This is a genomic window from Rhizobium sp. SG741, from assembly GCF_012275435.1.
Lineage (GTDB): Bacteria > Pseudomonadota > Alphaproteobacteria > Rhizobiales > Rhizobiaceae > Rhizobium > Rhizobium lusitanum.
This window is the reverse complement of sequence record NZ_JAAZQP010000012.1, coordinates 70,890-94,090: the sequence shown is the minus strand read 5'-3', so window position 1 is coordinate 94,090 and position 23,201 is coordinate 70,890. Positions and strand designations below refer to the sequence as shown.

At 60.0% G+C, this 23,201-nt stretch carries 23 protein-coding genes; 9 read left to right on the top strand and 14 right to left on the bottom strand.

The window, feature by feature from the left end; translation table 11 throughout:
- Positions 1 to 70 precede the first annotated feature (70 nt).
- The 3 genes from puuE (at position 71) to FHT29_RS26395 (ending at position 3,009) form a co-directional block, all read left to right on the top strand.
- Positions 71 to 1,528, top strand: coding sequence for an allantoinase PuuE (puuE, locus tag FHT29_RS26405; protein ID WP_168600428.1), 1,458 nt, complete (start codon positions 71 to 73; stop codon positions 1,526 to 1,528).
- 11 nt (positions 1,529 to 1,539) lie between these two features.
- Positions 1,540 to 2,025 carry an ureidoglycolate lyase gene (locus FHT29_RS26400; protein ID WP_168600427.1) on the top strand — a complete coding sequence of 162 codons (486 nt, stop codon included), beginning with the start codon at positions 1,540 to 1,542 and terminating at the stop codon, positions 2,023 to 2,025.
- 153 nt (positions 2,026 to 2,178) lie between these two features.
- Positions 2,179 to 3,009, top strand: coding sequence for a bifunctional allantoicase/(S)-ureidoglycine aminohydrolase (locus FHT29_RS26395; RefSeq protein WP_168600426.1), 831 nt, complete (start codon positions 2,179 to 2,181; stop codon positions 3,007 to 3,009).
- 204 nt (positions 3,010 to 3,213) lie between these two features.
- Here the strand turns inward: FHT29_RS26395 and FHT29_RS26390 are convergent, their stop codons facing one another.
- From FHT29_RS26390 to FHT29_RS26365, 6 genes are all read right to left on the bottom strand, one after another.
- Positions 3,214 to 3,915: an SOS response-associated peptidase family protein gene (locus FHT29_RS26390; protein ID WP_246703129.1), complete on the bottom strand. Its 702-nt coding sequence runs from the start codon at positions 3,913 to 3,915 to the stop codon at positions 3,214 to 3,216.
- A 207-nt stretch (positions 3,916 to 4,122) separates the two neighbouring features.
- A complete protein-coding gene (locus FHT29_RS26385; RefSeq protein WP_168600425.1) occupies positions 4,123 to 5,160 on the bottom strand; it encodes an IS110 family transposase in 1,038 nt (345 codons plus the stop codon).
- A gap of 109 nt (positions 5,161 to 5,269) precedes the next feature.
- Positions 5,270 to 5,935, bottom strand: a complete 666-nt coding sequence (locus FHT29_RS26380) for an SOS response-associated peptidase family protein (protein ID WP_168600424.1) — start codon at positions 5,933 to 5,935, stop codon at positions 5,270 to 5,272.
- Between the two features lie 10 nt (positions 5,936 to 5,945).
- Positions 5,946 to 9,212, bottom strand: a complete 3,267-nt coding sequence (locus FHT29_RS26375) for an error-prone DNA polymerase (RefSeq protein ID WP_168600423.1) — start codon at positions 9,210 to 9,212, stop codon at positions 5,946 to 5,948.
- Positions 9,209 to 10,723, bottom strand: a complete 1,515-nt coding sequence (locus FHT29_RS26370) for a DNA polymerase Y family protein (RefSeq protein WP_210255541.1) — start codon at positions 10,721 to 10,723, stop codon at positions 9,209 to 9,211. The genes FHT29_RS26375 and FHT29_RS26370 overlap by 4 nt, the downstream gene beginning before the upstream one ends.
- Positions 10,641 to 11,399, bottom strand: coding sequence for an ImuA family protein (locus FHT29_RS26365; RefSeq protein WP_168600421.1), 759 nt, complete (start codon positions 11,397 to 11,399; stop codon positions 10,641 to 10,643). The genes FHT29_RS26370 and FHT29_RS26365 overlap by 83 nt, the downstream gene beginning before the upstream one ends.
- A gap of 761 nt (positions 11,400 to 12,160) precedes the next feature.
- On the opposite strand from FHT29_RS26365, the gene ligD (FHT29_RS26360) reads away from it, so the two are divergent.
- On the top strand, positions 12,161 to 14,824 hold the full coding sequence (gene ligD, locus FHT29_RS26360; protein ID WP_168600420.1) for a DNA ligase D: 2,664 nt from the start codon (positions 12,161 to 12,163) through the stop codon (positions 14,822 to 14,824).
- Positions 14,825 to 14,836: 12 nt separating this feature from the next.
- Here ligD (FHT29_RS26360) and FHT29_RS26355 read toward each other — a convergent pair whose 3' ends face one another.
- The 6 genes from FHT29_RS26355 to FHT29_RS26330 form a co-directional block, all read right to left on the bottom strand.
- Positions 14,837 to 15,112 carry a hypothetical protein gene (locus FHT29_RS26355; protein WP_113300458.1) on the bottom strand — a complete coding sequence of 92 codons (276 nt, stop codon included), beginning with the start codon at positions 15,110 to 15,112 and terminating at the stop codon, positions 14,837 to 14,839.
- 9 nt (positions 15,113 to 15,121) lie between these two features.
- A complete protein-coding gene (locus FHT29_RS26350) occupies positions 15,122 to 15,421 on the bottom strand; it encodes a DUF982 domain-containing protein (RefSeq protein ID WP_092717979.1) in 300 nt (99 codons plus the stop codon).
- 73 nt (positions 15,422 to 15,494) lie between these two features.
- Positions 15,495 to 15,968 carry an Hsp20 family protein gene (locus tag FHT29_RS26345; RefSeq protein WP_113300457.1) on the bottom strand — a complete coding sequence of 158 codons (474 nt, stop codon included), beginning with the start codon at positions 15,966 to 15,968 and terminating at the stop codon, positions 15,495 to 15,497.
- Positions 15,969 to 16,138: 170 nt separating this feature from the next.
- Positions 16,139 to 17,170 (bottom strand): non-homologous end-joining DNA ligase, encoded by a 1,032-nt coding sequence (ligD, locus tag FHT29_RS26340; RefSeq protein WP_168600419.1) that lies wholly within the window; start codon positions 17,168 to 17,170, stop codon positions 16,139 to 16,141.
- Positions 17,167 to 17,979 carry a Ku protein gene (locus FHT29_RS26335; protein ID WP_168600418.1) on the bottom strand — a complete coding sequence of 271 codons (813 nt, stop codon included), beginning with the start codon at positions 17,977 to 17,979 and terminating at the stop codon, positions 17,167 to 17,169. Before FHT29_RS26335 ends, ligD (FHT29_RS26340) begins: the two co-directional genes overlap by 4 nt.
- A gap of 12 nt (positions 17,980 to 17,991) precedes the next feature.
- On the bottom strand, positions 17,992 to 18,891 hold the full coding sequence (locus FHT29_RS26330; RefSeq protein WP_168600417.1) for a Ku protein: 900 nt from the start codon (positions 18,889 to 18,891) through the stop codon (positions 17,992 to 17,994).
- 197 nt (positions 18,892 to 19,088) lie between these two features.
- Between FHT29_RS26330 and FHT29_RS26325 the strand changes: the two genes are divergently transcribed.
- The 5 genes from FHT29_RS26325 to FHT29_RS26305 are packed head-to-tail and all read left to right on the top strand — an operon-like array spanning position 19,089 to position 20,863.
- Positions 19,089 to 19,268: a hypothetical protein gene (locus FHT29_RS26325; RefSeq protein ID WP_148182232.1), complete on the top strand. Its 180-nt coding sequence runs from the start codon at positions 19,089 to 19,091 to the stop codon at positions 19,266 to 19,268.
- 6 nt (positions 19,269 to 19,274) lie between these two features.
- A complete protein-coding gene (gene xth / locus FHT29_RS26320) occupies positions 19,275 to 20,051 on the top strand; it encodes an exodeoxyribonuclease III (protein WP_168600416.1) in 777 nt (258 codons plus the stop codon).
- A 28-nt stretch (positions 20,052 to 20,079) separates the two neighbouring features.
- Positions 20,080 to 20,343, top strand: a complete 264-nt coding sequence (locus tag FHT29_RS26315; RefSeq protein WP_246703128.1) for a hypothetical protein — start codon at positions 20,080 to 20,082, stop codon at positions 20,341 to 20,343.
- Positions 20,344 to 20,355: 12 nt separating this feature from the next.
- A complete protein-coding gene (locus tag FHT29_RS26310; RefSeq protein WP_210255549.1) occupies positions 20,356 to 20,598 on the top strand; it encodes a hypothetical protein in 243 nt (80 codons plus the stop codon).
- 4 nt (positions 20,599 to 20,602) lie between these two features.
- A complete protein-coding gene (locus FHT29_RS26305; protein WP_149343781.1) occupies positions 20,603 to 20,863 on the top strand; it encodes a hypothetical protein in 261 nt (86 codons plus the stop codon).
- Positions 20,864 to 20,884: 21 nt separating this feature from the next.
- Here FHT29_RS26305 and FHT29_RS26300 read toward each other — a convergent pair whose 3' ends face one another.
- Together FHT29_RS26300 and FHT29_RS26295 are read right to left on the bottom strand one after the other, a co-directional pair.
- Positions 20,885 to 21,793 (bottom strand): alpha/beta hydrolase, encoded by a 909-nt coding sequence (locus tag FHT29_RS26300; protein ID WP_246703127.1) that lies wholly within the window; start codon positions 21,791 to 21,793, stop codon positions 20,885 to 20,887.
- Between the two features lie 24 nt (positions 21,794 to 21,817).
- Positions 21,818 to 22,711: an SDR family oxidoreductase gene (locus tag FHT29_RS26295; protein WP_168600415.1), complete on the bottom strand. Its 894-nt coding sequence runs from the start codon at positions 22,709 to 22,711 to the stop codon at positions 21,818 to 21,820.
- Between the last annotated feature and the right edge of the window lie 490 nt (positions 22,712 to 23,201).

Genomic DNA, 23,201 nt, shown 5'->3' with positions numbered 1-23,201 from the left:
TTTCCAGGGGGAATGGCGCGCGTGATTTGAGTTTACAAATCCGCCATCAACACAGTCGGGAGGAATTTTCATGCGCTATTGCCGAGATCTCGAAGGGTATGGCGCATCGCCACCGGCCGCTGAGTGGCCTGACGGCGCACGGATCGCGGTGCAATTCGTGCTCAACTACGAGGAGGGCGGCGAGAACTGCGTGCTGCATGGCGATCCCGCCTCCGAAGCCTTTCTCTCCGAAATCGTCGGCGCTACTCCGTGGCAGGGCCAACGGCACTGGAACATGGAATCGATCTACGACTATGGTGCGCGGGCCGGATTCTGGCGCCTGCACCGGCTGCTTACCGAGAAGGGCGTGCCCGTGACGGTCTATGGTGTTGCCACCGCCCTGCAGCGCTCGCCAGGCCAGGTCGCAGCCATGCAGGAGGCAGGCTGGGAGATCGCCTCGCATGGGCTGAAATGGGTCGAGCACAAGGATATGACGCCGTCCGCCGAGCGCGCGGCGATCGCAGAAGCCATCCGGCTGCATACGCTCGTGACCGGCGAACGGCCGACGGGCTGGTATACCGGTCGATGCTCGGCCAACACCGTCGACCTCGTCACTGAGGAAGGCGGCTTCGCCTATATCTCGGACGCCTATGCCGACGACCTGCCCTACTGGCATGAGCATGAGGGCCACCAGCAGCTGGTCATTCCCTATACGCTCGATGCCAACGATATGCGCTTTGCCACACCCCAGGGCTTCAACAGCGGCGACCAGTTTTTCAGCTATCTCAAGGATTCCTTTGACACGCTTTACATGGAAGGCGCAGCCGGCAGCCCGAAGATGATGAGCATCGGCCTGCATTGCCGCCTGATCGGCCGGCCGGGCCGCATCATGGCGCTTGCCCGCTTCATCGACTATATCAAGAGCCACGAGAAGGTCTGGATCGCCAGGCGCATCGATATTGCCGAGCATTGGGCGAAGGCGCATCCGCCGAAGCCCGCCACGGAACGGCCTTCGCAGCTCACGGAAGAGGTTTTCGTCGCGCGTTTCGGCGGCGTTTTCGAACATTCCGATTGGATCGCGCGCCGGGCTTGGGCCGGCGAACTGTCGCCGGCCAATGATACCGCTATCGGCCTGCATGCGGCGCTTGCCTTCCAGTTCCGCGCCGCCGGCAAGGAGGAGCGGCTACGCGTGCTCATCGCCCATCCAGATCTTGCCGGCAAGCTTGCGCAGGCAAAGCGGCTTACCGCCAGCTCGACTGAAGAGCAGGCTTCAGCCGGCCTCGACGCGCTGACGGATGAGGAACGTGCACAGTTTACCGAGCTCAACAGCCGCTATGTCGTAAGATTCGGCTTCTCGTTCATTATCGCGGTGAAGGGCTTGGGCAAGGGCGAGATACTCGCCGCCTTCAAGACCCGCATCGACAATGACCACGACACGGAATTCGCCACCGCCTGCTGCCAGGTGGAACGGATCGCCCTGCTGCGCCTCTCCGCCATGCTGCCCAGTGGGAAGCTGTTGTCATCGTCCAAGAAGCAGACCACAGCGTAAGGAGAACGGAAATGAAAGAGATCGATATCCAACCTTTGACGCGAACCGCCTTTGCCGGGTTCGGCGAGGTGATCGAAATGGAAGCCGCTCGAAATTTTCCGATCAATTCCGGCAAATGCATTCGGTATCACGACCTTGCTAAGGTCGAGACCACGGGTGAGAACGCACGGCCCATGATCAGCCTGCTGCGCGGCGAGCCCTACACCCTGCCGCTTGAGCTCCGGATGGTAGAGCGGCATCCTCTGGGAAGCCAGGCCTTCATTCCGCTGAGCGACAACCAGTTTCTGGTGATCGTCGCGGAGGCTACGGAAGCCGGCCCCGGCGAGCCACTGGCGTTCCGGACCAAGACGGGACAGGGCGTCAATATCGGGCGCAACGTCTGGCATGGCATCCTCACACCTCTCGGGACCCGCTCGGATTTCGCAGTCATCGACCGCGCCGGCGACGGCGTCAATCTGGAAGAGCATTTCTACGAGGAGCCCTTTTTGATCCGGTGATTTGCGGCGTTGGCGCGAACGGCGCTGGAGCGGCAATCCTCTGAAAAAAGGGAAAAAGCGGTCGGACGATCGCAAATCGACACTCAGTTCCCTTTGCTGCGGCGCAATGCCATAGATCGCGGAACGACGTAAGCACAATAATCGGAGTGCAAAGTGACCAAGCCAACCTATTTCGCGCCACGCGGCGGCTCGCCGGCCCAGACGGACCTTCTCACCAGCCGCGCCGTCTTTACTGATGCCTATGCAGTCATGCCCAAGGGCGTGATGATGGACATCGTCACGAGCTATTTGCCCTTTTGGACTGGCACGCGCCTCTGGGTCATCGCTCGCCCGCTCTCCGGCTTCGCAGAAACTTTCTCGCAATACATCATGGAAGTTGCGCCCGGCGGCGGTAGCGAGCAGCCGGAGCTTGATCCACAAGCGGAAGGCGTCATCTTCGTGATGGAAGGCACTGTCACCATCAAGCTCGGAACAGAGGCGCATATATTGAACCCCGGGGGCTATGCATTCCTCCCGCCGTCCAGCGGCTGGCGCCTCTACAACCGTGGATCAGCAGACGCACGGTTTCATTGGATTCGCAAAGCCTACGAGAAGGTCCCAGGCGTCGACAGCCCGCAGCCAATTTTCACGAACGAACAGGAGATCGCGCCAACTCCCATGCCGGGGACGGACGGCAGATGGGCGACGACCCGCTTCGTCGATCCATTGGATCTGCGCCACGATATGCATGTCACGATCGTGACTTTCGAGCCCGGCGCCGTCATTCCCTTTGCGGAAACCCATGTGATGGAACACGGGCTCTACGTTCTCGAGGGCAAGGCAGTCTACCGGCTCAATCAGGATTGGGTGGAAGTCGAGGCCGGCGACTTCATGTGGCTCCGCGCTTTTTGCCCACAAGCGTGCTACGCGGGCGGCCCCGGACGGTTTCGATATCTGCTCTATAAGGATGTGAACCGGCATATGAAGCTTACGTTTAAGACATAACGGGGCTGAAGCTCTTTTTGCTCTTGAACCAACTTGAACCGCTGGCGGGTTAAAGGTCTTCGGTCATCCTGCATGAGCAGGAGCTTAGTGAAGACCGACTTTGTCCGATCTGTGTCGGTCCGGGGCGGTAAGAAGCTCCGGATTATAAGGGGCGCGCAGCGAGAAACAGTGCCCCAGCGATTTGGGTAAAGTCAGCAGCCTGCTTCATAGCAGCAGAGGCGCTTCCGGTGCCGTTTTCTTTTTCGCCCATAGCTCGCTTGTCCGCTCCATCGTCACCAACTCTGGCGGAAATGTTCGCTTTTGGAATGCGAGCGCATCATCCAAGCTGCCATGGAGCCATTGTTCGTATTCGTCAGCATGCAGGAGAACCGGCATGCGATTGTGGACTGGCTGGATCGCCTCGTTGGCGTCCGTCATGACACCGGAGTAAACTGGACCCCACTCGTCGCTGATACGCCACAGCCCTGCCCAGGCGAACACCGGCTGGTCCTTCAGCGAAAACCAGGTACGGGTCATCCTGCCCTTTTCACCCTCGGCTTCGGCAAAACCCGTCACGGGGATAAGACAACGCCATTGCGGTTTACGTGCCAAGCCGATCCACATGCCTTTCGCCAGGTCAGCAATATTGTTGACAGGCTTTGGCTTGGCTTCTGGTTTCATGCCTTTAAGGCGCAGGGGAAAGCCCCACACCATCGAGCGAAGCTCGCGAACACCTTCATTCTCCGTCACCACCATCCCGGGCGTGCCCGGATAGACTTCCTCGGGAGCGTTCGATTGCATCGGGTTCGGCACGCGAAAGTGCGCAGCCACTTCCGCGGCGGAAAGACGGACGGTGTACAAGTTGCAGATGTGGACGGCTCCTCCCTCGTCAGGCTTTGAGTATACGGACAACGCGATTGCTTGCAATCAGATGTCCGGCCTATTGATGCAGATTAAATCTGCTGGCCAAGATGGTGTTCGCTACCCACGCCCCAAACACATACGCGACAATTTTTGTGCCAGTGCAATCTACGGACTGTCGCGGGTACCGACCAATCGGTCGTTCCATCTACTCGTTCCTGCAAGTTCGGTTACTCGGCTGTTCGCTCTGGAAAGCTGGCCGGACTGTTTAGTCTATGCCGCAGCAGACAGTTCAAGATCGCTCGGCCTTTCATAGACACCCCCGGAGATCATGAGCCGCCAAGCGATACGGGCGAACTTGTTCGCCAGCGCGACCGCGACCAATTTCGGCGGCTTCCGCTCCAGCATTGCAGCCAGCCAACGCGAGGGTTTAGTTCGTCCCTTTCTGACATGTCTCAGTAGCGCAGTTGCGCCGACAATCAGGGTTGATCGGATCGACGGATCGCCTGCCTTTGTGATACCACCCAATTTAACCCGACCACCGGTCGAGTGGTCTTTGGGTGTCAAACCAAGCCAAGCAGCAAAATGGCGGCCAGAGGTGAAGTTCTCGGCCGGCGGTGCTTTAACGCTCAACATCGTTGACCCAATAGGCCCTATGCCTGGAATGGTCGCAATCCGCCTACTGACATCATCGTTTCGATGCCATTTCATGAGCTTGGCTTCTACCTCTTCAAGCCTAGCTTCCACTGCCTGGTATTCTTTCGCCTGAAGACTGAATAGCTCTTTCGCGAGCTGAGGAAGCGTATCATCTTCAAGAGTTCGTTTGATCAATGCGGTGACGTTTTGGCGACCAGGCGGACCAATGATGCCGAACTCAGCCGCATAGCTACGGATTGCGTTCGAGAGCTGCGACTTCACGCCAACCATCCGTTCCCGAACGCTCATCAACATGCAGGCGGCCTGCTGCTCCTTCGATTTTATCGGAACGAACCGCATCGACGGGCGGCTGACTGCTTCACATAGAGCTTCAGCATCCGCTGCATCGTTCTTTCCTCGTTTCACATATGGCTTGACGTATTGCGGCGGGATCAAGCGGACGTTGTGACCGAAAGTGGTAAGTAGACGCCCCCAGTGATGTGAGCTGCCGCAGGCCTCGATGGCAATCAAAGTCGGCGGCATATTTTCGAAGAATTTCATCATCTCCCGTCGCCGAAGTTGGCGTCGCAGTACAGGCTCTTCAGCTTCATCGACACCATGCAACTGAAACACGTTTTTAGACGTGTCCATACCGATCCTTACAACGGGTTTCATGAAGCGCTCCTCTCGCTCGTAATTCCATGGCGAGTATGCCATGGATCGCCGAGGTCTCAGAGCCGTCCACACCAACACATATGGCAGGCCTTTCAACAGGAAACCTTGGCTACATAAGCATGTTGTCCCGACGCGGTGAAGCCTTGGAGGGCGAGACGCCGCTTTGCCAGCGATCGCGCGTATGCAGGATTTCGAAGTCATCGGATGACGGTGGATCGCGAAACTGGAATGCGATGACGTCCTCAATCGAACCGTGAAGCCAGCGGTCGTATTCCTCCGGCTTGAGCAGAACAGGCATGCGGTCGTTGAACGGCCTGATCTTCTCATTGGCGGTCATGGTCATGCCGGCAAACACGGGGCCGAAGTCGGGGGTGTTCTTGCAGACCCCCGCCCAGGCCATCAGGGGTTGGCGGTTCAACGAAAACCACGATCGGGTTTTTGCCCCTTTTACACCGTCGGGGTTTGCAAAGTGTGTCAGGGGGATCAGGCAGCGATATCTGGGATGAACGACTATGCGATCCCAAAGCGGATTGGTCAGATCTGCAACGAGGCCTATGCGGCTCGGGGGCTCGCCTTCCCGTCGCATGTCGCGTGTCTGCCGCGGGAAGCCCCACGGAATCGACTTCAGCAGCCGCAGTCCATCCTTCTCCAACACGATCAGTCCGGGGGTGCCTTCGACAGTTTCGCTCGGCACCTCAAGGGCCGGAGCCATGTCGACCGAAAAATGGGCGACAATCTCCTCCAGGCTTTTGGTGACTGCAAACAGGCGCGACACATGGATCTCCTCAGTGGAAGTTTCTGGTTTTGATTTTTAGATTATCGATATGGAGGTCAGGGATATAGATCTCGCGCGCTTGCACGACGGGCTTCGGATTGTCCCGAGGATCCGGCCCTCCCCCGTGCTTGACCTGGTCGCCGCGACCATGGGGAAGCGGGAAATTGCCCAGGCCGCCGTCCCGATTACCAACGCTCGACAGGTCGGCGGAGAAATCGAACAGGCGCTGGGCAACGAGGTGAACGACCTCGCCTTCCCGTTGGATGCGGCCATTGATAGCCATCATGCTCGCGGTCATCAGGACCCGCCGCTGGCGTTCGAACAGCGATGGCCAGACCACGGCGTTGACGATTCCCGACTCGTCTTCCAGCGTGAGAAACATCACGCCCTTCGCCGATCCCGGTCGCTGTCGCACCAGAACCAGGCCGGCAGTCCAAAGCCATCTCCCGTCGCGTTGTCCCATTGCCTCGGCGCAGGTGACGATGCCTTTGCGGTCGAGGTCTCTTCGAAGAAACGAGACCGGGTGCGCTCGCAGGGTAAGACCAGTGTGCGAGTAGTCCTCGACAACCTCCCTGCCCTCCGTCATCGACTTCAGCGCCACTTCAGGCTCCTGCATCTCGGCGATCACCTTGGCTTCTCGCTCCGCGGCAGCCGCCCAGAGTTCCAAGGGCTCATCCCTCAGCGCCTTGATATCCCAAAGTGCCTGTCGCCGTTCCAGTTGCAGCGATGGCAGGAAAGCATCTGCCTCAGCCAGTTTGACCAACGAGGACGGTGACACGCCGGAGCGTCGCCACATGTCGTCGGCCGAGACAAATGGATGCTCGGCACGCGCCAGGATAATGCGTGCGGCGTCGTTGGTTGACAGACCCCTGACGACACGCATGCCAAGCCTTACTGCAAAGCGATCGGAATTGCCGATCCGTTCCATGGTGCAGTCCCAGCGGGATCGGTTGACGCAGACCGGCCGGACTTCGACGCCGTGATTTCTGGCGTCCTGGACGATCTGGGCGACGCTGTAGAAACCCATGGGCTGGCTGTTGAGGAGCGCCGTACAGAAAACGTCTGGATGATGGCATTTCATCCAGCTGGAGGCGTAGGCGATCAGCGCGAAGCTCGCGGCGTGGCTTTCCGGGAAGCCATAGGAGCCGAAGCCTTCGAGCTGCGTGAATGTCTTTTCGGCAAATTCGCGGGTATAGCCGCTCCTGACCATGCCCTCGACCAGCTTGTCCTTGAACTTCGAGACGCCGCCTGTGAACTTAAACGTCGCCATCGCGCGCCGCAACTGGTCTGCCTCGCCTGCGGTGAAGCCCGCGCAGGTCATCGCGACCTTCATCGCGCTCTCCTGAAACAGCGGGACGCCGAGCGTTTTTCCCAGAACGGCTTCGAGCTCGGGCGTCGGGTACTCGACCGTCTCCTTGCCCTCGCGCCGCCTCAGATACGGATGCACCATGTCACCCTGAATGGGTCCGGGCCGAACGATGGCCACCTGCACGACGAGGTCGTAAAACGTCCGAGGCTTCAGGCGTGGCAACATCGCCATCTGAGCGCGGCTTTCGATCTGGAACGTGCCGAGTGTATCGGCCTTGCGGATCATGGCGTACGTGGCCGGGTCCTCCTGCTCTACATCGGACAGGCCCATTGGAATATTCTTGTGTTCCTTCAGCAGCTCGAACGATTTCGCCATGCAGGTCAGCATGCCGAGCGCCAGCACGTCGACCTTCATGAACTTCAGCGCTTCGATATCGTCCTTATCCCATTCCACCACCTGACGATCTTTCATGGTCGCCGGTTCGATCGGCACCAGATCGTCGAGCCGGTCCTGGGTCAGGACAAATCCCCCCGGATGCTGGCCGAGATGGCGGGGCGCGCCCATCAGCTGGGCTGAAAGGTCAAGCGCCAGCTTCAGGCGGTAGTCCGCCGTGTTCATGTTGTTGTCCTTGAGCTGCTTTTCGCCGACACCTTCCGACCAGCCCCAGACACCAGATGAAAGCTGAGTAATCAGATCTTCCGGCAGTCCCAAGGCTTTACCGACATCACGCAGCGCGCCCTTGGCGCGGTAGCGGGTGACGGTGGAACAGAGCGCGGAGCGGGAGCGGCCGTAGGTCTCGTATATCCACTGGATGACCTCCTCGCGGCGGGCATGCTCGAAATCGACGTCGATATCCGGCGGCTCGTCCCGTTCCATCGAGACGAAACGCTCGAACAGCAGGTCACCGGTTTCCGGGTTGATGCCGGTGATGCCGAGGCAGTAGCAGACAGCCGAGTTCGCCGCCGATCCTCGGCCCTGGCAGAGAATTCCTTGCGATCGGGCAAACCGGACGATGCTGTAGACGGTGAGGAAGTATGGTGCGTATTTCATCACCCGGATGAGTTCGAGTTCATGCAGGATCGCCTTGCGGACCTTGTCGGGGATCCCCTCTGGGTATCGGGAAGCAGCGCCCTCCCAGGCGAACTTGGTCAGCGACTGCTGGGCGTCGAGACCCGGCACAAGCGCCTCTTCCGGATACTGGTATTGCAGCTCGCTCATGTCGAAACGACAGCGTTCGACGATTTCGCGGGTTCGTACCAGCGCTTCCGGATACTCCGAAAACAGCCGGTGCATCTCTTCCGGCGCTTTCAGAAAGCGATCGGCATGCCGCTCGCGATCGAAGCCGACGCTGTCGATGGTCGTGCGGTTGCGGATGCAGGTGACGATGTCCTGCAGCTGTCGTCGGCTTGGATCATGAAACAACACGTCGTTGCTGACGACCGTTTTGACCTTGTTGCGAACGGCGAGGTTCGAGAGATTGTGAAGCCGCAAGCGATCATTCGGGCGACGGCGCAGGCAGAGTGAGACATAGGCCCTGTCGCCGAAAATCGCAGCGATCTTCCTGAGCTGGCCTGCAGTGGTCTCGTCGGCCTCATCCGGGACAAGGATCGCGATCAGGCCAGCGCTATAGGCTTCGACATCAGATAGATCGAGGATGCACTTGCCCTTGCCGCCCCGGCTCTTGCCGAGCGACAGCAGGCGGGTCAGTCTCGAATAGGCTGGCCGATCGGTCGGGTAGACCAGGATCGACAAGCCATCAGAAAGGTCGAGCCGACAGCCGACGACCAGTCTCACGCCCGTGGTCTTTGCTGCCTCCCATGCCCGAACGATCCCGGCAAGCGAATTGCGATCGACCACACCAAGGGCGTCAATGCCAAGCGCGGCCGCGGTGGCAAACAATTCCTCGGCTGAACTCGCTCCTCGCAGGAACGAGAAATGCGTGGTGACCTGGAGCTCGGCATATCTCATCCGAACACCCCATGCAGAAACCAGAGGTGTGAGCCGGTGTCAGCATCCACCCCATCACCGGCGCGATAGACCCAGTAGCGTTCGCCGGCCTCGTCCTCGACGACGAAATAGTCGCGAACGGCGGCATGTTCTCTCGGCCGAAGCCACCACTCGCCGAATATCCGCTCCGGCCCGTCTGCGCGCTTCACCCGACGGCGCTTTCCGCGCCAGGTGAACACAGCCGGGGGCTGATCGGGGAGCAGAGCGGTTACGTCGATGCGCTCCGGGTTCACCAGTAGCCGCGAGGGCCTTGGCCATCTGGCAGCCCATGTCGCTCCGGTTTCGTCGGCCGTCGGGCCGATGCGCATCACCGACCGTTCGGGAACGTCGGAGGCAACGGGCGTAACCCTGTATAGACGCTGACCGCGGTTGCCGAGAATGTCCACAAGCGGCGTCACGTCGACGACGGGCTCTTCGATCAGAGAGGAAAGGGCCTGCCGCTCCTCGAGTGGCTCTGCCATGATGGCGACAAGCACCAGACGTTCAATGCCGAAGCCCGGGTCGATTTTCTCGATGCGATCGCAGAGCAGCTTTGACAGCCGGGCGGGGTCACGCACCGGTTTTGCCAATCCGGCTCGGATGCACTGGCGGGTATTGTCGACGCGGTGGATGACAAGATCGGAACGCCTGACGCCGAGACCGCGTGTCTCCAGCTTGGTGGTCATTTCGCCGACTAGTCGACGCACATATTTCGCGATCGTCTCCGCCGCACCGATCGGTTCCTGAAAGTTCTTCGCTGCCTCGACAAGCTCTGGAGTGCGCAGCGGTTCGATGGGTTCAGCCATCCGTCCGAACAGTTGGTCCAGCCGCCGGCTGACTTCGGGACCGTATCGGAGCGTCACGGGCGCGCGCGGCAGCGCGGAGAGTTCGCCGACAGTCTCGACGCCCATCACCCGCAGTCCATGGATTGTGTCTGGTGGAAGTCGTAGACAGTGGATCGGCAGGCCAGTCACCGCTCTCGCAACGCCGCCGACCGGGACAACCGTTGTTTCAGCCGACGTCACGCGGGTGATCGCATGCGCTGCTCCCCATGTATCGGCAACGGCGGCACGTGCGGTCAGGCCCCGCCCCCTCAGCCCATTGACCAGGCCTGAAATCAGTAGATCTTCACCGCCCTGCAAATGATCGGCGCCTTCCGTGTCCATGACGATCCCGTCCACGCCATCGACGGCAACAACCGGGCTGTACTGGCGGAGCGCCCACAGCGCGAGGCGCTCGAGGGCAGCGGCGTCGGCGCTGGGATCGGCATCGATCATCGTCAGATTGGCAACGATCGCCTGGGCCTTGCTCGCCGGCATGCCGAGCTTGAGGCCGAGCTTGCGCGCGGCGGTGTCGGCCGCCGAGATCCAGCGCTTCGAGCCCGATTTCGAAATCACGACGAGGGGCTGATCAGCTGGCACGGCTCCCTCTCCATGTCGACGTATCCGGTCTGTTGGCAGAGTGGGGAAGTAGACACATACGACCCTTGGCATCACAGGCTCCTATTTCAAACTCAGCACACTCGCCTGCTTTCACGCGCATCAATTCCAACAGCCATCGAGCCCGGCCGACCCCAGCCACTGGCAGTTCCTCCGACGGCAGCACGCTCACCCTCCACCGTGTCGTCGAGGCCGTCGGATTGCCGAAGTCCGAGGCTTCCGTCTGCCGCCGCCACCTGCGGACAACGAGCCCCATGGTCCCGGTTTTCTCGGCAGCCAGCTGCAGCCGCCGGGATGCCACCATCGGCAATCGAACCAGCTCCCCGACCACTGCTGCCAGCCCACCAAAGGAAAGTCCCTCTTCCATGGACGCCAGGACATCTTCCTCCTTGTCGCCTTCGCAGAAGATCACGCGGTCGGGATGCAGGCCGGCCTGGGCAATGGCGGGGAAAAACAGGTCAGGTCTCGTCAGGCACCAGAGCACCTTGCCTTTCGAGCGCGCGGCAATGCCGGCGGCGAACAACGCTGCCGCCGCGCCATCCACAGTGCCAGAGCCGCCACCGGCAATTTCATGCACGGCACCATAGGCCAGTCCGCCGCCCGGTAGCCGTTCGTCCATTTGGCGAACACCGAAGGGAAGCACGACGGCTTTTCTTGACGCACTGCCCTCCAGATGCGCGATCCGGTCTCTGAGTTCCTCGATCATCCGAGGATTGTAGGCGCGCGACATCGTTCACGGACCTCCTCGGCTCGTGTTGCATGGACCTCATGTCCCCGAAAATTGTTTATGTTCTTCTTTTGTTCCGTGTTCTCGAAGGAGTCAAGCCGGTCTTAATGAGCTTATTTAGCCTCCGCTAAAGCGGTGTGGGCGAAATGATGAAACGAATCAGGAGCCTAGGCTGTGGGAGCCAAGTGACTCTGCGGCCTCATTTTTTTCGTGTTTTGCACAAGGGCCTGAAAGATGCAGGGCTAGACACCGGCCGAAACGAAAAAGCCTGCCGCGGGAGGAGGTGCGGCAGGCTTTCCGAAAATATCCGAACAGCAACTGGGAGGAGGAGTGTTGCTGTTCCCGCAAACGCCCTTGGGAGGAGGAGAGGACGTCTGCCAATCGAACCGATGCGGGAGGAGGTGCATCGCTTCGATAGACACATCATACGGGTTCTCCCCGCCTATTAAATAGACTTTACTGCAGCGCAGTTATGCCGAGAGCGCATACCAATTCCGGCTGGGCAAGGTCGATCGTTCAGAAGAGATGGCGCTCCTGTCCAACTCCTCTTGCTCAACTCCGTGGAACAAAACGATTACCTCTTGCCTTTTGCTTGTTGAGGTCGCGTGCTGTGTCAACCGGACGTGACAGGGATGACGAACGCGATGATTTTTCCGGTTTCTCATCGCGGCCAACGAAACGGCAGCCGAGCGTCTTACCTGTCCGGCCCGCGCCTCGTCCCCGTCTTCATCCGAGACGGGAGGGGGATTTTACCGGGGACTGCCATGGCCAGCGACAAGCTCTCGACCTACAAGCAGAAGCGCGATTTTCAGAAGACGCAAGAACCGAGCGGCGCAACGAAGCTGAAGGCATCGAACCGCAGGCGCTTCGTCATCCAGAAGCATGACGCAACGCGCTTGCATTACGATCTCCGGCTTGAGCTTGACGGGGTGTTCAAATCTTGGGCGGTGACCAAGGGACCGTCGCTCGATCCGCACGACAAGCGTCTTGCCGTCGAGGTTGAGGATCATCCGCTCGACTACGGCGACTTCGAAGGCACGATCCCGAAAGGCCAGTATGGTGGCGGTACGGTCATGCTCTGGGATCGCGGCTACTGGGAGCCGGAAGGCAACAAGAGCCCTGAGCAGGCACTGGCCAAAGGCGATTTCAAGTTTACCCTGGAGGGCGAGCGGCTGCATGGCAGCTTCGTGCTCGTCCGAATGCGCAACGACCGTGACGGCGGCAAGCGCACCAACTGGCTGCTGATCAAGCATCACGACGACTTTTCCGTCGAAGAGAATGGCGCTGCAGTCCTTGAGGACAACGCAACCTCCGTTGCGTCCGGCCGGACGATGGAAGTGATCGCCGCCGGCAAGGGCAAGAAGCCGAAAGCGTTTATGATTGAAAGTGGCGAGGTCCAGGCGGACGCTGTCTGGGACAGCAACCACGGCTTAGCCGCTGACGAACGCAAAGCCGAAACCAAAACCAAAAAGAAGCCGGCATCGACCAAGGCTGCTAAGTCTTCAATGCCCGACTTCATCGCGCCACAACTTTGCGAAACGCGCGAACGCCCGCCTTCCGCCGATGGCTGGATCCATGAGATCAAGTTCGACGGCTATCGCATCCAGATGCGCATCGAAAACAGCGAGGTCACGCTCAAAACGCGCAAGGGCCTCGATTGGACGGCCAAATATCCGGCCATCGCAGCCTCGGCCGCAAGTTTGCCCGACGCGATCATCGACGGCGAGATATGCGCTCTCGACGAGCACGGCGCGCCGGACTTCGCCGCGCTGCAGGCGGCGCTGTCGGAGGGCAAGACCGACGCTCTGGTGTATTTCGCGTTCGACCTCCTGTTCGAGGGCGACGAGGATCTTCGGCAACTGCCGCTAACCGAGCGCAAGGAACGATTGCAGACGCTGCTTGATAAGGCTGGCGAGGATCCGCGCCTGCGCTTCGTCGAGCATTTCGAAACCGGCGGAGATGCCGTCCTGAAGTCAGCCTGCAAGCTGTGGCTCGAAGGCATCGTCTCGAAGCAGGCGGATGCTCCCTATCAATCCGGCCGCACCGAGACCTGGGCCAAATCCAAATGCCGGGCCGGCCATGAAGTCGTCATCGGCGCTTACGCCACGACCAACGGCAAGTTCCGCTCGCTGCTGGTCGGCGTCAACCGCGGCAGCCATTTCGTCTACGTCGGCCGTGTCGGCACGGGCTATGGCGCCGGCAAGGTCGACGTCCTGCTGCCCAAGCTGCGCGCGCTGGAAACGGCCAAGTCACCATTTACCGGTATCGGGGCGCCGAAGAAGGATCCTAACGTCGTCTGGGTGAAGCCGGAACTGGTGGCGGAAATCGAGTTCGCCGGCTGGACCGCCGACGGGCTCGTCCGCCAGGCGGCCTTCAAGGGACTGCGGGAAGACAAGCCAGCAGGGGAAGTCGTCGCCGAGAAGCCGGTCGAACCAGCTGAGGTGGAAACGCCCGATCCGGAGACACAGGCCAAACCCAAACGGCCCGCAAAGACGCCGCGCAAAGGCGGCAAGGAAGATGTCATGGGCGTGTTGATCTCCAACCCGGACAAGCCGCTTTGGCCGGACGCCAATGATGGCGAGCCGGTCACGAAAGTGGAACTGGCTCGTTACTACAAGGCTGTCGGCTCTTGGCTGATCGATCATATCAAGGGCCGGCCGTGCTCGATCATCCGGACGCCTGACGGTATCGGCGGCGAGCAGTTCTTCCAGCGACATGCGATGCCGGGAACGTCGAACCTGCTCGAATTGGTAACGGTCTTCGGCGACAAGAAGCCCTATCTGCAGATTGATCGCGTCGAGGGTCTTGCGGCCATCGCCCAGATCGGCGGCGTCGAGCTCCATCCCTGGAATTGCGAACCGGGCCAACCGGAAGTGCCCGGTCGTCTCGTCTTCGACCTTGATCCCGGTCCGGACGTCCCCTTCTCCACCGTGGTCGAAGCCGCTCGGGAAATGCGCGACCGGCTGGAGGAACTGGGCCTTGTCAGCTTCTGCAAGACCACCGGTGGCAAGGGTCTGCACGTCGTAACACCGCTGGCGGTGGCGAAGGGCAAAAAGCTCACCTGGCCGGAGGCGAAAGGGTTCGCCCACGATGTCTGCCAACAGATGGCACGCGAAAACCCTGATCTTTATCTGATCAAGATGGCCAAGAACCAGCGCAACGGCCGGATCTTCCTCGACTACCTGCGCAATGACCGCATGGCGACCGCTGTTGCGCCTTTATCTCCGCGTGCCCGTCCCGGTGCCACCGTATCGATGCCGCTGACATGGGCTCAAGTGAAGACAGATCTCGATCCGAAGCGTTTCACCATCCGCACCGTGCCGGCTCTTCTTGAGAAGACGAGCGCCTGGCAGGATTATTGCGACGGACAGCGTTCGCTGGAGCAGGCAATCAAGCGGCTCGCCAAGTCGATGAAGCAGGCCGCCTGAACGCGCAAGCCATCAAAAACCGTAGCGCCGATCGAGCTCTTCCAGCGCAGCCTGCACCTCATCGATCGAGACTGGAGTTGTTCCCGGTAGCTGACGAAGGGCAGGCTTGGAATCGACGGCGTAAAAGTCCGAAGCCCAAGCGGCGAGGACCGCACGCTTATCGTCAACTGAAAGAGCACGCACTCTCACTACGTCGATCGGTCGCCGAAGCTGCATGCCCTGAAGCAGGACCGTCGGTCCCATCGCCATCGCATTGTTGGTGGCCTGCTGGAGCAAATCGTGCATCATCCCACAACCTCACTGCACATGAGGATCTTTGTCTCGCCGCAAGCGCGTTGCGGCGATCACATTGGTTTCAGGCGCAAGCAGATCATGCTTTGCGGCAAAAGCTGCGAACAAGCCCCGCGCGGTTTCCGCTTCGATCTCGCCGCGCAGCGCGGCACTGCATGCCTTGAGCGCGATCGAATGCGCGGTGTCCCGGCTTGAGGCCGGCCACTCTGAAAGATGCCGGTAGGCGTCCATCACGCCGCGAACCTCTGCCGGAAAGCCGAGGCCGACTAGAATGGAAACTGGCTGTCTGAACATATCGGGTTTCATCGTTCTCTCCTTCCCAACCCGGAATGTCGATGGGCGCCGTCGCGACGGCGCCCCTGTTGAGGGAAAGTGTCGATTAAGCCGCCTGCTGCGCTTCGATCTGTGCCGGAGGTGCAGATGCCAAAGCTGGGGCGCTTTCGATGGTAATTTTTCGCGGCTTTAGTGCCTCCGGGATCTCGCGAACCAGATCAATCGACAGTAGACCGTTGCTCAGGTCCGCTCCGTTTACCCGGACATGGTCGGCAAGTTCGAACCGGTGTTCGAATGGACGGCCGGCAATACCGCGATGCAGATAGCCGTCAGCAGCCGCCTCCTGCTTCTTGCCCGTGACGGTCAGAAGGTTGGACTGGAAGGTGATGTCGAGATCGTCTTGGGCAAAGCCTGCCACAGCGATAGAGATCCGGTAGGTATCATCGCCCGTCTTGACGATGTCATAGGGCGGCCAGTCACTGAACGAGCGGGCGCGCTGGGCATTTTCCAGAAGGTTGAAGACCCGGTCGAAGCCGACGCTCGAGCGGAAGAGAGGTGCATAGTCGTAAGATGTTGCCATAGCCATATCCTCCTTGAAGCAACATGGGTACAGAAGCGCCGAAAGCGACGCTCCCAGCAAGGCCAGCCCTGTCATCAGCGGCTGGCGGCAAAAGATTTGGTTTTGGAGAATTTGCGATTCAAGAGCGGACAGAGAAAAAATTCGGCACTTTTTTCGTCACCAACACTGGCTCAATCAAGCTCATGGACTGCGGCATTATCCTGGACCTCGCGCAAGCCCTTGTAGGACGCATGCCGAAGGTTGCCGTCGTCGGTCCAGCCGCGGAATTCGATCTCGGCGATCAGCGTCGGCTGCGCGAAGACATAGTTCTTGCCTTTCAGCGGAACGACCGGCGTCCTCGTTTTCAGCATGTCGAGCGTCTTCTTCAAATAGGTGGCGTCCTTTTCCTTGAAGCCTGTGCCGACGGCACCGACATAGATCCAATCATGGCCGCGCCGGGCAGCCAGCAGGAGGCTGCCGATCCCGCCGCGTGCAACGGCTGACTGTTCGTAGCCGACGATCATGAAGCTTTCACTCTGAATACATTTGATCTTCAGCCAGTCGCCGGTCCTGCCCGAGCGGTAGGGACGATCCCGGTGCTTGGCGATGATGCCCTCCAACCCAAGCGAGCGAGCGTTCTCCAGGAGCTCGGCGCCGTCACCCTGCACCTCCTCGGAAAGCTGTATCGCGCCAACGGCTCCGTCGAGCAGATCTGTCAGGAGATGCCGGCGGACAGAGAGTTCGGTCTTCGTCAGATCATGTCCGTCGAAATACAGGAGATCGAAAGCAAAGAGAACGGACTCGGTAGAGGTTCGTTTACCGCCACGTCCGCCGAGCGATCGCTGAAGGGCGCCGAAGTCGGAGCGGCCTTGCGCATTGAGCACGACGGCTTCTCCATCGAGAATCGCGGTTCCAACCCCGAGCTCTTTGGCAGCTGCCGCAATCGCGGGAAAGCGATGTGTCCAGTCATGGCCGCCCCGCGTGATGATCCGCACGCCCTTCGGCTCGATGTGGATCGCCAGACGGTACCCGTCCCACTTTATCTCGTAGACCCAATCCGGTCCGACCGGTGGAGCTGCCTTTAGCAAGGCCAGGCATGGCTCAACCCGATCGGGCATCGGATCGAAGGGAAGGTTCGGCTGCGCCGGATCGCGCTTTCGACGCGGCTGCGATTTGGCGGAAAGACTGTCGTCCTGCAGGAGGGGCTTGGAGGGTCTTTTCATTTGCCCGTCCGGGCTTCAGCGGCGACCGACTTCTTCAAGGCATCCATGATGTTGATGACGTTACTCGGGGCGGGCGCCGAGGCCGGTGCTTTCGCCTTGGCCTTCGATGGCTTCTTCAGCGCCTTCTTCTTATCGGCAATGATATCGAGCAACCGATCCTGCACCGGATCGATCACCATCTTCGGATTCCAATGCTGGGTCTGCTTTTTGATCAACTGCTGCACCAAGGGCATCATCTCGCTGTCTGCCGTCTCATCACCGATCCCTCCAAAATAGGTGTCCTCGTCACGGACTTCATCCCCATAACGTAGCGTCCAGAGAACGATACCCTTGCCGCGTGGCTCCAGCATGACGGCGCGCTCCCGGCGGGTGATGACCAGCCGGGAGATGCCCACCATGTCCTGGGACTCCATTGCATCGCGAATGACCGAGAACGCCTCCTGACCAACCGGATCATTCGGGGACAAATAATAGGGAATGTCCAGCCAAATCCACTCGATGCTGTCTCTCGGTGTGAAGGTGGAAATATCGATGGTCTTGGTGCTGTCGAGAGCGACGTTTTCGAGCTCCTGTTCTTCCAGCATGACATAGTCGTTCTCGCCGCGCTGGTAGCCCTTGACTTCGTCCTCGTCCTTGACCTCTTTGCCGGTCACGGAATCCACGTAATGGCTGACCACGCGATTTTGAGTTTCCCGATTGAGGGTATGGAAGCGAACCTTCTCGTTTTCGGAGGTCGCCGGCATCATCTGCACCGGGCAGGTGACCAGCGATAGCTTGAGATAGCCTTTCCAGTAGGGACGGACAGCCATGGTATCCTCCGATCAGCCGGCGCGGCGGGTTGGCGCAACGGCCTGTTTCGCCTTGGCCGCGGCAGCAGGCTTTGTCGCCTTCTGCCGGCCAGCACCCTTGTTGACGTTGGCGGCTGTGGGCTTCGATCCCACCTTGCCGCCGATACCGGCGCTCTCGCGCAGGGCCTGGAGCAGATCGCTCTGTTTGGAAACCGCCGGCGCCTTTTTCTTGGGAAGCGACCGACCCTCGATCTTGGCCTTCACTAATTCCGCGACGGCGGCCTCATAGCGGTCATCGAAGGTGCTGGCATCGAAGCTTCCCGTCTTGGTGCCAATGATATGCTGGGCAAGCTCCAGCATTTCGCCTTCGATCTTGAGGTCGGGCAGTTCCTCGAAGGCCTCCTGAGAGGAGCGAACTTCATAATCGAAGTTGAGCGTCGTGGCGATCAGACCTTTGCCGTGCGGCCGGATCAACACTGTGCGCATGCGGCGAAAGAGTACTGTGCGCGCGATCGCAGCGACCTTGGCCTTCTTCATGCCGTCGCGGAGCAGCACGAAGGCATCGGTGCCCATCTTGTCCGGCGCCAGGTAATACGGCTTGTCGAAATAGACGTCATCGATCTCGTGGCAGGGGATGAAGGCATCGATCTTCAGCGTCTTGTCGCTGTCGGGGACGGCAGCCGCGACTTCGTCCGGCTCGAAAATGATGTACTGGCCGTTTTCGATCTCGTAGCCTTTGACTTGGTCGTCGCGCTCGACGGGATCGCCCGTCTCGCTGTCGACGAACTCGCGTTTCACCCGATTGCCGGTCTTGCGATTGAGCGTGTTGAAGGCGATGCGTTCCGACGAGGATGCCGCTGTGTAGAGCGCCACCGGACAGGCGACCTCTCCGAACTTGATGAAACCCTTCCAATTCGCACGCGGGGCAACCATGACGCAGGCTCCTGACACAACCAATGCGATTCAAGCGAATCGACATGTAATTGTTCCGAGTCGAAACGAATCATTTTTCAATGACTTAGCTCCTCGGTCGCACCCGTTTTGAGAGTCTTCCCTAGAGTCCTGATTCACATGCATCTTTTGGTGAAGACGCGCGTTTGTTCCAGCAGCAACCACAAAGGAGCCCTGCCATGACTAAGCGCGAACTGATCGATACCGGTACCGACAAACGTTACGTCCGCCGCGATGAAGAGGGTAAGTTCAAGGAAAGCGTCGACGTTTCGCGGTCACTATCGGACGATGCTCGGCATGACGCCAAGCATGATGCGAAACTCGGCCAGGGCGACAAGGGCGATCACAAGCGCCGGTAAAAAGCGGTGAAGCTAGCCACCTACAACGTCAATGGCATCAATGGCCGCCTCGAGGTGCTGCTGCGCTGGCTTGCCGAGGCAAAGCCTGACGTCGTCTGCCTGCAGGAGTTGAAGGCGCCGGACGAGAAGTTTCCTCGCCGCGAGATCGAGCGCGCCGGGTACGGTGCTATCTGGCACGGCCAGAAAGCCTGGAACGGCGTGGCCATCCTCACCCGCGATCAAGAGCCGCGCGAGACACGTCGCGGGCTTCCCGGCGATCCCGACGACAGCCACAGTCGCTACATCGAAGCGGCGATCGACGGAATGGTGATCGGGTGCCTGTACCTCCCGAATGGCAACCCAGCGCCTGGCCCGAAATTCGATTACAAGCTTCGCTGGTTCGAGCGGCTGCACGCCTATGCTGCCGAGCTGTTCGAACTCGAGGTGCCGGTCGCCCTTGTCGGCGATTTCAACGTCATGCCGACGGATCTCGATGTCTACGCGCCGGAACGCTGGCGGGACGACGCCCTGTTCCGGCCAGAAGTACGCGCTGCCTATGCCGAGCTCATCGCCATGGGCTGGACCGATGCTATCCGATCACTGCATCCCGACGAGCGGATTTATACTTTCTGGAAATATTTCCGGAACGCCTTCGCTCGTGATGCCGGTCTGCGCATCGACCATTTCCTGCTCAGTCCTTCCCTGCGTGAACGGTTGCAGATCTGCGGCGTCGACAAGTTCGCCCGCGGCTGGGAGCACACCAGCGATCATGCGCCAGTCTGGATTGAACTCGATGACGACTAAGTCGTTATCGCCGAGAGCATGTTTGCACATGAGGAACCAAAACGCCATGGCCGAGCGACAGGATTTCGATGCAGCGGACTTCGCGGACAACCTTTCAATGATGACGGATGAGGAGCTGTTTGCTCTCATGCAAACGCTCGAACAGGAGAGCGAGGACGTCGCGGTCGATGTCCGGGAGACAAGCGATGTGTTTTCCAAGATCGCGCTCGTCGAGACCGCGATCGAAGATCGCTTTCCCGGTCAGTTGCTGGCACCTTACAAGGAATGGCAACAACGGCGAACCACGGTTTGAAAGGGGCGGTCCATGACCAACGATCCTGACACCTCGGAACGACTGTTCAAACAACTCGACGATCTCGTGGCCGATGTCATTGACCGCTTCGCCAGCGAGGGACATGGGACGGCCGTGGTGATCGAGACCCTTCAGGACGTGCTGGCAAAGCGCCTGCTTGCTTATGATCGTGATCCCGACCCAGCGGAAGATTCAATTAATGAGCCCTCTAATGACTGGCCCGCCGCCGATCGGCGTCCCGACCAGAAGGAATGATCGCTTGCTTCACCCCGAACACCCGAACACGAGCGAAACACTCAAAACCCTCACCCGGGCACAACGGGAAGCACTTGAGGCGATCGCCTTTTTCCGCCGGCAGCGCAAAGCCGGCAGGGGCTGGTTGGTCGGCGACAAGCGGCTGTCCGAAAGGGTTGTCGAGCGTCTGGAGAAGATGCAGCTTGTCGAAGAGAGCTTCCTCGGTGGCGAACCGAGGTTGCAGCTTACGATCGTCGGTCAGGCGATTGAGGCGAAGATGCAGTGAGTTAACGCACCACTCCTGTCCTTAGCCCATCTCGCGCAGTTCGCGCATTGCACCCGCGAACACGGTCGGGACTTCCTGTGGCACGTTGTGACCGACACGCGGCAGCACACGACGCATGTATGGCCCCGTGAAATGCTTGGCCTCCTCGTCTTGTGAGGGCGGAGGATCCACGCCGTCGTCTGCACCGAGCAGCACGATGGTCGGAACCGAGATCGGCGGCTGCGTCGCTAATAGCGCTTCGAGGGCCGCGTAAGCGGGATCACCCGGCACCACGCCGTAACGGTGCCGGTACGAATGGATCACCACGTCAACAAAGTCAGGATTATTAAAGGAAGCCGCGCTTTGCTCGAATGCGTCCACTTCGAAATGCCAAGATGGCGACCATGTCTGCCAGAGAAGCCGGGCTATCTCGCTTCGCCTTTGCTCAAGGCCCTTCCGCCCTCGAGCGGTATGGAAATAGTACTGGTACCAGTCCCGCGCCTCCTGATCCGGCGAACCCGGATTCGCGGCGCCGGCGATATCCTGGATGTTATAGATCGCCCCGGCGCTGACCAGCCCCAACACCCTTTCCGGCCGTAAGGCGGCAACGATGCAGGCAGCACGTCCGCCCCAGTCGTATCCTCCGAGGATCGCCTTTTCGATCGACAGGCTGTCCATCAACGCCAGCAGATCGGCGCCCAGCGCCGCCTGCTCCCCCGAACGCGGCGTTTCCGCCGCGAGAAAGCGCGTCGGACCATAACCACGCAAAAAAGGCACGATGCAATGGTGAGCTGTCGCGGCAAGGTCGACTGCGACCTCGTCATAGGCGTGAGCATCATAGGGAAAGCCATGCAGTAGGATCGTTGGGACACCGTCCGCGGGACCTGACTCGTAATAGGCAATATTCAGGACGCCCGCGGAAACATGTTTCAGAGTTGGTTCTAGCGACATGGTCAACCCGTGAAGTCGGTCCGATCAGGCGACGCCCTTGCCGCCGGTGACACCATAAACCTCGCCGTTTATGAAGCTGGCCTCCTGCGACGCAAGCAGGACGAAGACCGGAGCCAGCTCGACCGGCTGGCCGGGACGACCGAAATCGCTGTCCTTGCCGAAGTTCTTCACCTTCTCGTTTGGCTGCCCGCCACTCGGCTGCAGCACCGTCCAGACCGGTCCGGGTGCGACGACATTGGAGCGAATGCCGCGCTCGATCAGTTGCTTGGCGAGCGCCTTGGTGTAGGCGACGATACCAGCCTTGGTCGTGGCATAATCGAGCAGGATCGGCGACGGCTGATACGCCTGGATGGAGGCGGTCGTTATCACGGCAGATCCCGCCGGCATATGGGGCACAGCGGCTTGAGCGATCCAATGTAGCGCATAGAGATTGGTCTTCATCGTCTTGTCGAAATCTTCGGTCGACAACTCTTCGATCGTTTCGCGATATTGCTGCCGGCCGGCATTGATGACGAGAATATCGAGACCGCCAAGGCCGGAAACGGCTTTCTCGACCAGTTCGCGGCACCAAGTTTCGTCTTTGATGTCGCCCGGGAGCGCAACGGCCTTGCGCCCCTCGGCTTCGATAAGACCGATCACTTCTTTGGCGTCGGCTTCTTCGTCAGGGAGGTAGGCGATGGCGACATCGGCGCCCTCGCGAGCAAAAGCGATGGCGGCGGCGCGGCCGATACCGGAATCTCCGCCGGTGATGAGCGCCTTGCGGCCAGTGAGCCTTGCCGACCCGCGATAGCTTTGCTCACCGTGATCCGGGACGGGATCCATTTTGCGAGCGAGACCGGGCGCAGGCTGTGGTTGGTCGGGAAAAGGCGGCGCGGGATAGAGCTTGTGAGGATCGTTCAAGGATGTTTTGTCGTGCATGGTGACACCCAATGGTTTCGCGGTTGCGTGAAATGCATGTTTGCGAACGCCCGCTTCCTACCATTGTTCCTCGAAGCCTGTTGCCGAATGGATTTTCTGAGCCGTTACGCTCGTCCTGGCTTCGACAAAGGCGGAATGTCATGTCCGCATAGTCAAGCAGGAACCCACACGCCGCCACATTGGCGAAAAATTCTGAAGACCGCAGCGGTTAAGCAAGGAGGCCGAAGACCGAGCATGCCTGCTAGGCGGCGAGAAAATGCAGTAAACCCGGAGCAGTGCGGAAGTCGCCACGTACTAGCCTACCAACAGCGGACATTCGATTCCCGGCGAGGTCACAAGGCGCCAGCGTGCGGTCGGCCCCGCATAAGTGAGTCTCAGGAGTAACACGAAGCGAAAACAATATGTGGAAGGATGGAAAGTGGAATGGCGCGCCTGCATCTAACCCGGAGCACTTCCTCAGGCCAATCCTTCTGCGATCTTATACGTTCGA

Bases quoted from the DNA above. Each gene is read 5' to 3' on its own strand.
- FHT29_RS26385 (WP_168600425.1), bottom strand. From the start codon at position 5,160: ATGAAACCCGTTGTAAGGATCGGTATGGACACGTCTAAAAACGTGTTT.
- FHT29_RS26375 (WP_168600423.1), bottom strand. From the start codon at position 9,212: ATGAGATATGCCGAGCTCCAGGTCACCACGCATTTCTCGTTCCTGCGA.
- ligD (WP_168600420.1), top strand. From the start codon at position 12,161: ATGGCCAGCGACAAGCTCTCGACCTACAAGCAGAAGCGCGATTTTCAG.
- FHT29_RS26325 (WP_148182232.1), top strand. From the start codon at position 19,089: ATGACTAAGCGCGAACTGATCGATACCGGTACCGACAAACGTTACGTC.
- FHT29_RS26300 (WP_246703127.1), bottom strand. From the start codon at position 21,793: ATGTCGCTAGAACCAACTCTGAAACATGTTTCCGCGGGCGTCCTGAAT.
- FHT29_RS26295 (WP_168600415.1), bottom strand. From the start codon at position 22,711: ATGCACGACAAAACATCCTTGAACGATCCTCACAAGCTCTATCCCGCG.
- FHT29_RS26315 (WP_246703128.1), top strand. From the start codon at position 20,080: ATGAGGAACCAAAACGCCATGGCCGAGCGACAGGATTTCGATGCAGCG.
- ligD (WP_168600419.1), bottom strand. From the start codon at position 17,170: ATGAAAAGACCCTCCAAGCCCCTCCTGCAGGACGACAGTCTTTCCGCC.
- FHT29_RS26345 (WP_113300457.1), bottom strand. From the start codon at position 15,968: ATGGCAACATCTTACGACTATGCACCTCTCTTCCGCTCGAGCGTCGGC.
- FHT29_RS26330 (WP_168600417.1), bottom strand. From the start codon at position 18,891: ATGGTTGCCCCGCGTGCGAATTGGAAGGGTTTCATCAAGTTCGGAGAG.
- FHT29_RS26310 (WP_210255549.1), top strand. From the start codon at position 20,356: ATGACCAACGATCCTGACACCTCGGAACGACTGTTCAAACAACTCGAC.
- FHT29_RS26335 (WP_168600418.1), bottom strand. From the start codon at position 17,979: ATGGCTGTCCGTCCCTACTGGAAAGGCTATCTCAAGCTATCGCTGGTC.
- FHT29_RS26350 (WP_092717979.1), bottom strand. From the start codon at position 15,421: ATGAAACCCGATATGTTCAGACAGCCAGTTTCCATTCTAGTCGGCCTC.
- FHT29_RS26355 (WP_113300458.1), bottom strand. From the start codon at position 15,112: ATGATGCACGATTTGCTCCAGCAGGCCACCAACAATGCGATGGCGATG.
- puuE (WP_168600428.1), top strand. From the start codon at position 71: ATGCGCTATTGCCGAGATCTCGAAGGGTATGGCGCATCGCCACCGGCC.
- FHT29_RS26370 (WP_210255541.1), bottom strand. From the start codon at position 10,723: ATGCCAAGGGTCGTATGTGTCTACTTCCCCACTCTGCCAACAGACCGG.
- FHT29_RS26400 (WP_168600427.1), top strand. From the start codon at position 1,540: ATGAAAGAGATCGATATCCAACCTTTGACGCGAACCGCCTTTGCCGGG.
- FHT29_RS26365 (WP_168600421.1), bottom strand. From the start codon at position 11,399: ATGTCGCGCGCCTACAATCCTCGGATGATCGAGGAACTCAGAGACCGG.